Annotated in this window: 9 protein-coding genes and 1 pseudogene; 8 read left to right on the top strand and 2 right to left on the bottom strand. The window is 44.8% G+C overall.

The window, feature by feature from the left end:
• Positions 1–142: 142 nt before the first annotated feature.
• From NX720_RS18660 to NX720_RS18685, 6 genes are all read left to right on the top strand, one after another.
• A complete protein-coding gene (locus tag NX720_RS18660; protein WP_262596625.1) occupies positions 143–2,605 on the top strand; it encodes an McrB family protein in 2,463 nt (820 codons plus the stop codon).
• Complete coding sequence (locus tag NX720_RS18665; protein ID WP_262596626.1) at positions 2,605–3,921, top strand: McrC family protein; 1,317 nt, start codon at positions 2,605–2,607, stop codon at positions 3,919–3,921. The genes NX720_RS18660 and NX720_RS18665 overlap by 1 nt, the downstream gene beginning before the upstream one ends.
• Positions 3,922–4,147: 226 nt before the next feature.
• A complete protein-coding gene (locus tag NX720_RS18670; protein WP_262596627.1) occupies positions 4,148–5,560 on the top strand; it encodes a hypothetical protein in 1,413 nt (470 codons plus the stop codon).
• A 45-nt stretch (positions 5,561–5,605) separates the two neighbouring features.
• Complete coding sequence (locus NX720_RS18675; protein ID WP_262596628.1) at positions 5,606–5,878, top strand: hypothetical protein; 273 nt, start codon at positions 5,606–5,608, stop codon at positions 5,876–5,878.
• A 139-nt stretch (positions 5,879–6,017) separates the two neighbouring features.
• Complete coding sequence (locus NX720_RS18680; protein WP_262596629.1) at positions 6,018–6,863, top strand: ASCH domain-containing protein; 846 nt, start codon at positions 6,018–6,020, stop codon at positions 6,861–6,863.
• A gap of 61 nt (positions 6,864–6,924) precedes the next feature.
• Positions 6,925–7,536 (top strand): hypothetical protein, encoded by a 612-nt coding sequence (locus NX720_RS18685; RefSeq protein WP_262596630.1) that lies wholly within the window; start codon positions 6,925–6,927, stop codon positions 7,534–7,536.
• Positions 7,537–7,986: 450 nt separating this feature from the next.
• Here NX720_RS18685 and NX720_RS18690 read toward each other — a convergent pair whose 3' ends face one another.
• Complete coding sequence (locus NX720_RS18690; protein WP_262596631.1) at positions 7,987–9,738, bottom strand: RING finger protein; 1,752 nt, start codon at positions 9,736–9,738, stop codon at positions 7,987–7,989.
• Positions 9,739–9,856: 118 nt separating this feature from the next.
• Positions 9,857–10,471, bottom strand: coding sequence for a hypothetical protein (locus NX720_RS18695; protein ID WP_262596632.1), 615 nt, complete (start codon positions 10,469–10,471; stop codon positions 9,857–9,859).
• Between the two features lie 110 nt (positions 10,472–10,581).
• Here NX720_RS18695 and tnpA point away from each other — a divergent pair.
• Both tnpA and NX720_RS18705 read left to right on the top strand, forming a co-directional pair.
• A pseudogene (tnpA, locus tag NX720_RS18700) lies at positions 10,582–10,842 on the top strand (IS200/IS605 family transposase); the annotation flags it as partial.
• Positions 10,843–11,221: 379 nt separating this feature from the next.
• Positions 11,222–12,232, top strand: coding sequence for an alpha/beta hydrolase (locus tag NX720_RS18705; RefSeq protein ID WP_262596633.1), 1,011 nt, complete (start codon positions 11,222–11,224; stop codon positions 12,230–12,232).
• Position 12,233: the final 1 nt, after the last annotated feature.

Genomic DNA, 12,233 nt, shown 5'->3' on the forward strand with positions numbered 1-12,233 from the left:
CCTGGATCAATGCTTTTGCCATGCAGTTCGGTACTCTTAACACTAAGATTTAGAAGACACAGACCATGCAACTGCATCTTGCCAATGCCATCCCAGAATACAGAAACGTCTATTTTCTTCCTGTTCCAAAGGCTTGTCCGAGGTGTCGATTGATGAACATGAGTACGTAGCCATGACATCTTATCTGCTAACCTGGAACCCCAAACTTTTCTCACTTGAGGAAGAGGGCAGGCTGAAATACAAGGCAGGAGATGAAATACGCTGGAGTTGCAGTAGCAAAAAGCCTCAGGAGGGTGACCGGGTATACCTGATTCGTATAGGTGAGGAGCCAAGGGGGATTGTTGCCAGCGGTATCGTTACTCAGCCGGTTTTTTCTGATTCTGACTGGAAAGACCCGGAAAAACAGCGGTCGTACATCAAGTTCAGAATTGAAGATCTTCGTATAGCCTGCAATGAAGGCTCGCTACCAATGCTTCTATTGGAGCGACAGTTTTCAGAACAACAATGGAGTCCGCTTTCCTCAGGCATTGCCATTTCGTCAGACTATACAACAAAGCTGGAGAGCCTCTGGGACAGCTCAAAAGGAAAGCATGGTGTTGAAATACTATTACGTTGGGCTTTGGATGTATCTGGCGGGGCTAAGAAATGGATCGAATCCTATAAAAAAATCTGCTCATTGGCACAGGAAGTTCTGACATCTGGAAAAATATCCGATAAAGACCTCCAAACACTGTGGTTCTCTCGCAATAATGGGCTTGCAAGCGTAGGACCTGGCAATTTGTCGAGAGCAGAATTTGATCAGAATAAGGGCATTCTGGAGCAGCTTGCCCTGGAGATTTTCGCCTCTCCAAACAGTGAATCTCTTGGTTCTGTTATAAACAGCTGGAAAGAGCATGGCTTTACGAAAACACATCGGGCTGTTATCAACCGGATGTTTGCAGCGGCAGCTCCGGATCAAGTGACCACATTACTCGATGCCAGGGCATTGGTCAGGGTTCAGACCGAGCTAAAAAGGCTGTTTAAGCTGCCTTTTATCCGAACCGGAAACTGGTTTGAAGACAACCAAAACCTGCTAAATACCATTCGACCATTACTGAGTGAGCAGTGGGATTCTTATGAGCTGAACACATCATTCTTGCATTTCTACAAGCAAATAAATGCCCCTGAAAAAAAGGGTGCTTCCGAGGCCGTACCTGCTAACCTGGACGAATCAAAGCACACTCAGGCAGACACAGAAGAAGAACCAATGATTGATATACCAGCTGCTACCAACACCATATTTTATGGCCCTCCCGGTACAGGAAAAACTTACCATATTGTCGAAGCTGCAATGAAAGTCGCGGAGCCTGAGTTTTCAGGCTTTAACCAGCGAGAAGAGCTGAAATCTGCTTACGATGAACTTGTTGAAACCGGCCGCATTCGTTTCGTAACCTTCCATCAAAGCTATAGCTACGAAGAGTTCGTAGAAGGTTTACGCGCCAATACTGATGAAACTGGCCAGGTTAGTTATGCCATTGAAGCTGGAATATTCAAGAAAATTTGTGAGGACGCTGTAGTTGGAATATCTGTAGCCCAAAACCCACTTGAGGAAGCGATCAACTCGATGAAAGAGTGGTTGGCGGAAAATGATAGCATTGAACTCAAAACCCAACGGGGAAATACGTTCAGGGTTGAATATCATGGTCATACTACATTCCGCGCCTTCCCAGCAGATAGTACACATGAAGACTCCAACGGGTATCCAGTTTCAATAGAGCACATCCGCAACCAGTATAGAAAGACAAATCTCGACAAAATCTATAACCCTTCCTATGTCCGGGCAATACTGGCGTACTTACGTGATCAATACAGTGTTCCAGACTATGAAGAAATGCATAAAAACTCGAAACAGGAAAACTTTGTCCTTGTTATTGGCGAGATCAACCGGGGAAACATCTCCAGGATTTTTGGAGAACTGATAACCCTGATAGAGCCCTCTAAGCGACACGGGCAGCCTGAGGCGCTGTCTGTCACGCTGCCTTACTCCAAGGAGTCATTTTCAGTTCCCAGTAACCTCCACATCATCGGTACAATGAACACCGCAGACCGCTCATTAGCTATGATGGATACTGCTTTGCGCCGCCGCTTCGACTTTAAGGAGATGATGCCTGATTATGAGATTCTGGATGATGAACTTGTAGAAGGTGTTTGCCTTGGGCAGCTGCTGAGGACAATGAATGAACGCATCGAATACCTGTATGATCGCGAACATACTCTGGGGCACGCATTCTTTATGCCTGTGACTGAACAGGAGTCAGAACAGGAACGTTTCGCACTGCTGGGGTCGGTATTCAAAGACAAAATTATTCCCCTGCTGGAGGAATATTTCTTTGAGGACTGGGAGAAGATTCGTTTGGTGCTGGGGGATAACCAGAAAAAGGACAAAGCGTTGCAGTTCGTGAAAAGGAAAACCATCAATCCTCAAGCCCTTTTCGGTTCAGACTATGAAGACGAAGTCTTTGATAGTACTGGCGTACGCTACGAAATCAATGATGATGCTTTCGAACGGGCAGAAGCTTTTCAGCAAATTATAAGCAAACCAGCAGAAAATCGTGAGAGCGAATAATGTCTGAACTCATCACGGTTTTTGAGTATGGGTATTTAAGCTCTGCCATCTCCAACAATCGATGCGCAAAAATCAGTAGTGCAGCTTTTAATTATCTTGAAGCTTTATGCCTGAAAGAAGGTGAAAGCTCACCATCATTCTTACGGCTATGTAGCCTTGGTGGGCATAAAGCGCTGCAAGTCAGGAACTATGTAGGCGTTATACATACGCCTACTGGCCAGCAGGTTGAGGTACTGCCCAAAGTATCACGTTCTGACGGTGCTGATAGTCACGATCATGCCCGGCAGGCATTACTGAATATGCTCCGGCACTTGAAAGAGTTTAAGCACATTGAAACAACCGATGCACAAGTGGCTACCCGGCAGATGCCACTGTTTGAAGTGTTTATCCGGCAGTTTCTGCAAAGCGTTAACACACTGGTTAAGCGAGGGTTGCGCTCCGAATACGTTCGTCGCGAAAACAATCAGAACTTTATGAAGGGCAAGTTGCTGAGCAGCAAACAGCTTAAACATAATCTGATTAATAAACACAGGTTCTACGTGGAGTATGATGAATACCAGCAGGATCGCCCGGTAAACAGGCTTATACATAGTGCCCTGAACAAGGTGTCCGCTTACACACGTTCCAATGCCAATCAGAAACTGTGTCGGGAGTTGATATTTGCCTTCAGTGAAGTGCCATTGAGCAGCCATGTTAAAAATGATTTTGCTTCAATGAAGGTCTCCAGAGGCATGGATCATTATCAAAAGCCCCTGGCCTGGGCTCGTCTTATTTTGGAAGGTATTACACCACTGTCGATGCAAGGCAAAGCAGAAGCTATTTCATTACTGTTTCCTATGGAAGCGGTTTTCGAAGCCTATGTGGGCAGTATCCTTCGTAAACAGCTGAAAGCTCCCTTCACTCTCAAAGAGCAGGCTCGTTCCCGGTATCTGGTAGAGTTCAACCATTCCCGCTGGTTTAACCTGAGGCCAGACCTGCTGGTTGAAAAACATGGCAAACCATTCATCGTTATGGATACCAAGTGGAAGCTGATAGACAGCACCAAAAGCAACGGCAAAGAAAAAATGGGGATGTCTCAGGCTGACTTCTACCAGATGTTTGCCTATGGGCATAAGTACCTGAAGGGTGCGGGGGAACTGGTGCTTATTTATCCAAAAACAGAAGCTTTTAGTCAGCCTGTGCCGTTTAGTTTTGACTTTAGTGAGCAATTAAAGCTGTGGGTTGTGCCGTTTGATATTGCTGATGGGGTACAGGATCAAAGCAGGCTGATACTTTCCAAAAATTCGCCATTTCATGACTTCTTTGTTACGAGTTAGCAACGCAACTGCTGAAGTTCCATACTTTATTTCCAGTTTTTCGCCATTTATTTGCCAATAACAATTAAAACAATAAAATTATTGACCAATATAGTGCCGTTTCCGCAACAGCGGCATAAAACAGACCATTACGGATATTGTATTTAGGCAAAAATAATACTTGATACGTCGTTTTTGTTGTGAAAATATAATGGAAACAAAATTACAAAAATAAACGACAAACGTCATGGCTAAATTAACTTTCACCAAAGAAGAGTTACTCGAAGATTTTAGAGCTCTGTATTATATGGACGATGCTCCATTTAGAACCTTGCTCTCTACATGGTTCCACAGCGAGAGAGTCAATAAACTACTTGATTTGGATAAATACCCTTCTTTTGATCACATGGGCAAAAGGCATGATAAATTTCATTTGGAAACAGAGTTTTCTACCTTATACGATTATGCGACTACGGCAATATTAAATGACGGTTTGGGCGATGAACTGTACGCATATGAATACTATGCGCGAGAAGAAATACTGAATCTGGAGCGCATGCTTGAGAGTTGTCATCATGCTGTATGGCACAGCGGCACATCGTTATCCGATAAAGCCTGTGAAATTATGGAGGTTATTGCAGCCAGAGAACTTATGACTCATCTAGCATGGCAAGATTACCCGCCATTCAATGATGAAAACCTTGATGATCCTGAAAATACAATTAGTAGAAAAGTGTTGGCTATATTAGCTGAAGTTACCGAGGAAAGTGTCAGACAGGCCCACTATGCAAAAGGAGAAGATCGTCTTTTACCATGCGAAGATTCTAACAGTTGTTACTCCAGAGCAGAGGTCATTCGCTGGTTGAAAGTAAAGGGGCAGTTCTCACCATGTAGGTATGCAGAAAGAGACCCTTTTAAATTCAGTCCTGATGCAATATTTAATAGTGCTATGAACTTTTCCAGCTGGATAGGCAGAGCGTGTCATCATAATGATATTAATTCAGATGACCTACCAAGACTGTTAGGCATAATGGATAGAAAAGACGATATCGAAGAGTTCTTTGATTTCCGGTCAGAGCGATATGGCGATGAGAATTTCTATTATTATTATTTACCAATGCAGTGGCTGACAGGCAAAGTCTGTATAAAACTGGCGCAATTACTCGAAGTCAGTCCTGAATGGATGCTTCGCACTGTTCATTCGATAAAGAAAATTCAAGAAGAAGAGACATTACGAACAGCCTTAAATGACCTGCCCGAAATGGTGACTCCCAGAGTCGAAGTCTCTGATGAAACCGCTATTGATGCTGACTTGGCTAAACAGGAGCTGGAATACTGTGGCTGGGTAGAATCACACCCAAACCAGAAAAAGCCAAACAAAAAAATGGATGGCTACAAATGTGAGAAGGTGACCTTTACCCATCAACATGATGGAAAGGCTCAGATATTGTGGCTTCCGGCTGAATATAAAAGCAAAATCTCAACAAACTGCAAAATTGTTGATTACCCGGCAGCTGACGTTAATAAAGAAGGCAAATACAACCGTCACTCAGGGTTAAGGAAGTACCAGGAGCTGGCAGAAGCTGACCTGATAAAAGTCATCCTAAAAGATGTAGGCTCTTTCAGGAACGTACTGGCTTCACTGAAACATGAAGCCTGATCAATCTCATAAAGCCCAAACATAAAAAAATAAAAGGGTACTCAAATGGAATTAACCGCTCATGCATCCAGACGCAGGCAACAGAGAGGTATTGCCTACCCACTAATGGAGCTGCTTTATCAATTCGGCTCTATCCACTACCACCGGGGGATGGAGGTCTACAGCATAGACAAAGAAGCGGCAGAAACGCTCAAAACCGAAGTGAGCTATTCAGCCCAAATCATTGAAAAACTGTTAACGGTTTACATGGTGATGAAAGATGACCTTGTGATCACTGTCGCACATAAAACTGTTCGGCAAAAAAACAACCGCAAGTGACTTAGGGGCGCAGCATTCAATAACTTACCGGACTTTTGGTTGTTGGCTTTTGGCTATTAGCTGCTCATACAGCCAACCGCCAAAAGCCAACAGCGGTATATTATGTTCTGCTGCTTCCCTTACTGCAAAGGAGAGCATTATGAAAAATAACAACACAACACAGGAGAGTCGCATGAACATTACACGCGCTCTGATTATCGCAGAACCCTGGATCAGCAAAATCCTGAGTGGCGAAAAAGACTGGGAAATGCGTTCAACCCATACCAGTATTTCCGGCCCGGTAGGGCTGATTGCAAAAGGCACCGGAACGGTTGTTGGCGTTGCTGTCATAAAAGGCTCTAAAGGGCCTCTATCGCAGGAAAACATGCTGAACAACATTCACCGGCATGGCATTCCCTCTGACATGATTAACTCAGGGGCTGTCTCAAAATGGAATCATGCCTGGCAGCTGGGAGAGGTGAAAAAACTCTCTGCGCCGGTACCTTATCAACATAAAAATGGAGCGGTCACCTGGGTTAACCTGAGTCCTGAAACTCAGCAGCAGCTTGAGTCACAGTTACCCGCTGGCGTGTGGCAGCAGGCAGATGCAGTTTCTAATCCCCGACAGGCTCCAACTCCAAAGCTGGCGTATGCAAAGGCGAAAACGCCGCCTGCGAAAGCGACAGGGAAAAGTCTTGATGAAGGTGAAGTAGTTGTCACGCAAGGCAACATTAACAATAACCATATTTATGTGCGCAATGTCGTGCAGCTTTTCCCCCCGGAATGTATTGGAGGTGCAAACAGAAGGGAGCAGGCCTCACAGCTCTTTACGCTATATCTGGATAAGGTTGAGGAGCCTGTAAAGTCCGACATTGACGGGAAAAAGAAAATTTTCCGCGAGAGAAGGGCTATAGGGCAATTTCTGAAACTTAACGGTGTTGTTGCTAACGACAAGGTTCAGATCAAAAAAGTAGGGCAGTATGAGTATCAGGTTTCAAAAGTCTGATGCAAACCTTTTAGCCTACGAGCCCCTTGCACAGCAGGGGCTCTTTTATCAGGAGACCGGAATGGCTTATCCCCTCTGTAGCCTCATCCGCCTTGAAACTTATCCTGAATGTATACCGCTTCAGTTCACTGAATACTGGACCATGAGTGCAGAAGTGATCACCCTTGCTGACCTTAGGCATATCGAGAAGGTTCTGAGGGCTATTTACGGTGAAGAAGTAGCGAGAAATTGCATGTACACTTTTTCTGAGCAAATTCAAGAGGCTTATATACTTGGCGGAAGCGATAACGAAGCCTTTTTGCAGTACAAACCGCCTGTCAAGGGGATTACCGAACAGGAGTTCAGCAGTCTGCTCATGCAACTTAGCACAATGGAAAGGCGAGCGTTACTTTACGCTCTGCTCACCAGCAAGCCGATCAATCATGCCACTAAGCTGAATTGGGATTTTGCTTACCGGCATACCACCAGTTATGCGATGAAAAATATATTGCTCAACTTCAATGCTGAACCCTTCTGCGACCTGGCGTTCTGGCAAAGAGAGCCGGGAACTCTCAGGCCAGTTAAGTTGACAGGGCTGACTGAGAAAGTGGTGGATATTACCCAAATCGATTTTTGGAAGTTTATGAAGAAGGTTAAAGCAGGTGGTTTTGATCTGGAGCAGTTTGTACATTGAGTAATTAATAACCAGAAAACCACGGTCGTAAAATGCAGGTGTGTTTTTTTCAGGATTAATCCATCTGCAAACAGTTTTAATCCACCTTAGGGAAGCAGCAGAACATAATATACCGCTGTTGGCTGTTGGCTGTTGGCTGTTGGCTGTTGGCTGTTGGCTGTTGGCTGTTGGCTGTTGGCTGTTGGCTGTATGAGCAGCTAATAGCCAAAAGCCAACAGCCCGGTAAGTTATTGAATGCTGCGCCCCTTAACAGCTGTTACTGGTGGCGCGTATTTCGTTCCTGCCACGCGAGCGGGCGAGTTGAAACACTTAATCCAGCGCTTTGGAATGACTGCAATAATATGATGTTCCCTCCTTTTTGAAATCTGTGCGGAGACCTCCCGGTATTTCATCCGGGGTTAGTGCCGTTAGCTCCAAATGAGATCGCCCCGGGCTGTTGGCACTATGACTTTACATATCTACGATCTGCATTTCTCCAGAAGGCATTTCTACAGGTATTTCTACAGGAGGTTCTTCATAGTCATAGTCAGAGTCAGAGTAGGCTCTAAGGCAACATTCAGTGAACCTCCCCTCAGAGCTGAACAGCTTCTCATAGGGCAAGCCATGATCTTCCATCTCCTTCCTAAGCCCGTCCCAATTGAGTGTTCTGGTTGTCAGGTCGAAGACATTACTTAGCTTGAGTTGTGTTTTTTTCGATGTCTCTTGGTGGATGGCCAGGTAAAGACGATCCTCATAGACATCCCACGTGTATAGATACATCTCCGTCCTGTCATCCCAGGTTGCCGGAAAACTCTTTTTCATGTAGAGAACCATAAGATCTGTAAAGTGATCTTTCACAAGAGTGTTAAGACACTCTTGCCCATCCTTTTTATTATTAATGTCATTTGCACGATATATAAGACTCTGCATTTTCATCGTAGAACCGGATCGATAGAGCGCACGAAAGTAAATATTTGTACCCTCGCCCTCGTCCGCCACAATCTTCGCTCCAACCTTTGTGCCAATCATTTGCTCAAATGACTCTTTCAGAAACTTAGCCAGCACGAAGGCATTGTTCTCAATAAAATTCTCGGGATTCCTGTCGGGCAGCTGGCTCATAGGGTAAGGACATGCCATTGATGGAGAATTTACTGTGTCTTCACTGCCATGTGCAAAGCAAGATGGTCTCGTACACCGCACCCGCAGAGAGCCCTTAATGCTTTTCCAATCGCTATGCTCCTCGGCATCCGATGGAGCGAAGGGAACCCTGCATGTCGGGCATGCTGGGTTGCCTTCGCCCTTATTTACTATACCAAGCATGCAATTTTTATGAATTAAATGCTGACATTTTAGTAAGGATAAGGCTTCGGGAGGCTCCTCAGGTTTACAAGGCTCCTCAGGTTTATAAGGTCCCAGACAGACAGGACATTCTTCATTTTCTAAATTTGCAAGCTCAGCTGATCGCCTTGTATAAGTGAGTTCATGGCAGGAGAAACCATCACTCTCTGGTTCAGATGCCTCCTCGTCCATAGTATTGTGATCAGTAGCAGCTCCTCCACCTTCAGTAGCACCCGGCAAAACGCAAGAGATAAAGCTGGACAGGATTGTCTGACACGCCGCCGCTGTCTCTGGCGTACACAAACTGGTATCTACAGGAAAACTATCACTGCCATTAACAGACAACAGGCTAAAAGCAGGTGCAAGTTTTGAGTCGTCCCGGTTTTCATCCTCATCCTGACCGAGTTTAAGTCTGGATTCTATTTCCCGACGCTCCTCTGGTGTGATGCCGTCCAGGGATTGAAGATAAGAATAATGAGTATCTCCTGAAGCTTCTTCGCAGCTTATTATTTTCATCATCTGTTCACGTTGATCAATACCATCTTCAATCTTCTGTTTCCGTGTTGTTTGTTCTCTTAAAACTTTTCCCGGAGTATACAAGCTCCGGGGCAGAAAATTCGTAGAAACGTCAGAACCGTAATATACATTTATATTCTGGTCGTGGTTATTGCGGTCCGTTTCAAAAATTTCCGGCAGAGACTTTTTTTCAGAAGCGAGAAAGAGAGTACTTGCCAGAAGTACCACAAGATTAGAATTAGAGTCATACTCTGAAGCCTGAACGATATTTTTTTCTACGGCAGTAATACCCAGCAGCATCACGAAGAGCAAGTGTAAAAATTTTACTTTTAACTTAACGTGTTTCAAACAATAAGTTCTGCCTTTCATGTTTGCTCCCACCACGACTGCAAGCCCTTTTAATTTTTCTGAAAGCTTAGTTTAGCAACGATATTTTATTTTTTTCAGAATAATGCCTGGCCTGTAGCATTGTGCGGTTGCAGATTTTTTATCGTACTCTGAAGCCCGGTGAGCGTGGACATTTTATAAAAAACGGGAATTGCTGAAGCCCCATACTCAACAGAGAAAAGAGCTTCAGTGGCTTTAAGGTTTGGCTTTGGAGACACCCTCTGCAGGGAGGGGAGGATGTCAAAAATCTATGATCTGCATTTCTCCAGAAGGTATTTCTACAGATGGTTCCATCAACAGGCATCAGGTAACAGTCTTTTAAATCTCCAAACTTGAACTCAAACGCCTTGAGAAGTTTATTTCGCTGAACCAAAGAGAAGAGTTTTTTGAATGGCTTGCGGAACTCCTCTGGCGTTATTGGATCAAGAATCTCTCTCATATGGGTATCACAAGGTACTTTTCCGTCTTTCACGTGATACATGGTTTCAAGATTATGGCGAATAACAGGATCGGCCTGATCCGTATCAAACGACAGAAGAGAATCATATTTCTGATGCGTCATGGCAAAAGCAGACTTTGCAAAATTAGAAAAAGGAATACCATTGGAACAGTGGTGAGGACGGTAGTCCGGAATGGCATCAAAGCATTTGCAAGCCTGAAGGATAAGGTTTTTGACACAAAGGTGCTTACTGTATTTCTGGAGAGCAGTGGTCATAATTAATCATTAGGTAAACCCCCGGCTACGCCGGGGAGACTCGCATAGGTTATACCGATGCATCAGTAGCTAACCTCGAAGGTTCCGCCAAGAACCAAGAGGTTTAACTTATGCCAGACTACAAGAGTCTGACTCATACACGATGGGGTTGTAAGTATCATATTGTCTTCATTCCCAAAAAAAGGAAGAAGGTCATATATGGAAGTTTGAGGAAGTTTCTGGGAGCAATTTTTCATGAACTTGCCAAGCGAAAAGAATGTGAAATTGTATAAGGACACCTGATGCGAGATCACGTGCATATGTACATCAGCATTCCTCCAAAGTATTCCGTTTCCCATATTGTGGGCTACCTGAAAGGAAAATGCGCAATAAAAGCCCTTTGAGGGCGTCATCTAATAAGCCTCCGGCTATGTCGGAAGTCAGTTAACTCATGACCCGTGTCGATAGATTTAATGCATTTCAACAAAGAGTGTTAAGGTGGATTAAAACTGTTTACACATGCTGGTAGCCCTTTGCCTGTAAGGGTTCTGAGAATATCCGGGAACTATTTGCAGTATTCGGCACCTCTTATAGTCCAGACTACATGTCAAGCCAAAGTGTGAATTTTGCATGACTTGAAGTATATGGCTGGCACTCAGATGTTCAGTTACTTCAGGAAACTGCTTTTATTGATGGAGATCAATAGTCGTTTAGCAATTATTTTGCCATTAATAGCAGGCTTGATTCATCAATTAATACAGGCGAGTAAATATGAAAAAGACCCTGCTCGGACTCTCACTTGTGGCACCTATCATGGCAACGGCAGCTGATTTTTATGTTCCGGATACGATCTCTAAAGAAGGGCAGGCTTTTTTGAGTACTCAATTTACTGTTCAGCTTCGTCAGGAGTCTGCCATACCTGATGCCATGACGAAAGAAGACTGGCTGGCCATGCAGGCTAAGGCTAATGAAGATATTATTCCTTTGAATACTGCCGTGGTAGAAAAATATAAGCCAACGTTAAAGGAAATGACACTCGGTGGTGTAGGTACATTGGAAATCAAGCCCTATGGCTGGAAAGACAATGGCAAGTTGCTGGTCTATGTTCATGGCGGTGCCTACATCTCTTATAACAGCCGTGCCACGCTGGCTAGCAGTGTCCCCGTTGCTCATGACACTGGCCTTCGGGTAGTTTCCATCGATTATACTCTGGCACCAATGGGTAACTATAAGCAGGCTACTGATGACGTAATTGCTGTGATTGATGCCCTGCGCCAGCAGGGTTATAACATGAATGACATTGCCATTTACGGTGATTCTGCCGGTGGCGGTCTGGTGGCGGGTAGTGTTCTGAAAATGCGTGACCAGAATAAGCCTTTGCCAGCGGCTGTAGTACTCTGGTCACCCTGGGCCGATATTACCGAGACCGGTGATACCTACTACACCCTGAAAGACGCTGAGCCACTGTATCGTTACGACCTGCTGCTCAAGCCATCGGCAGACGCCTATGCGAATACAGAAGACCAGAAACACCCCTATGTTTCCCCCGTTTATGGCGACTATAGCAAGCCGTTCCCTCCCACCCTGATTCAGGCGGGCACTAAAGAGATTTTTCTTAGCAACGCTGTTCGTCTTTATCAGGCGATTGACAGTCATGGCGGTGAAGCAAAGCTGGATATTTATGAAGGTATGTGGCACGTATTTCAGGCTTTTTCCTTTGATATCCCGGAAGCGCATCTGGCTCGCAGGAAAATGTCGCAGTTCCTTGATTCGCACTTGTGAT

Origin of the sequence: Endozoicomonas euniceicola (assembly GCF_025562755.1) — a bacterium.
GTDB lineage: Bacteria > Pseudomonadota > Gammaproteobacteria > Pseudomonadales > Endozoicomonadaceae > Endozoicomonas_A > Endozoicomonas_A euniceicola.

What these genes read in the sequence shown, in the direction of transcription:
- NX720_RS18665 (WP_262596626.1), top strand. Translation starts at nt 2,605, where the DNA reads ATGTCTGAACTCATCACGGTTTTTGAGTATGGGTATTTAAGCTCTGCC.
- NX720_RS18670 (WP_262596627.1), top strand. Translation starts at nt 4,148, where the DNA reads ATGGCTAAATTAACTTTCACCAAAGAAGAGTTACTCGAAGATTTTAGA.
- NX720_RS18675 (WP_262596628.1), top strand. Translation starts at nt 5,606, where the DNA reads ATGGAATTAACCGCTCATGCATCCAGACGCAGGCAACAGAGAGGTATT.
- NX720_RS18680 (WP_262596629.1), top strand. Translation starts at nt 6,018, where the DNA reads ATGAAAAATAACAACACAACACAGGAGAGTCGCATGAACATTACACGC.
- NX720_RS18685 (WP_262596630.1), top strand. Translation starts at nt 6,925, where the DNA reads ATGGCTTATCCCCTCTGTAGCCTCATCCGCCTTGAAACTTATCCTGAA.
- NX720_RS18690 (WP_262596631.1), bottom strand. Translation starts at nt 9,738, where the DNA reads ATGAAAGGCAGAACTTATTGTTTGAAACACGTTAAGTTAAAAGTAAAA.
- NX720_RS18695 (WP_262596632.1), bottom strand. Translation starts at nt 10,471, where the DNA reads ATGACCACTGCTCTCCAGAAATACAGTAAGCACCTTTGTGTCAAAAAC.
- NX720_RS18705 (WP_262596633.1), top strand. Translation starts at nt 11,222, where the DNA reads ATGAAAAAGACCCTGCTCGGACTCTCACTTGTGGCACCTATCATGGCA.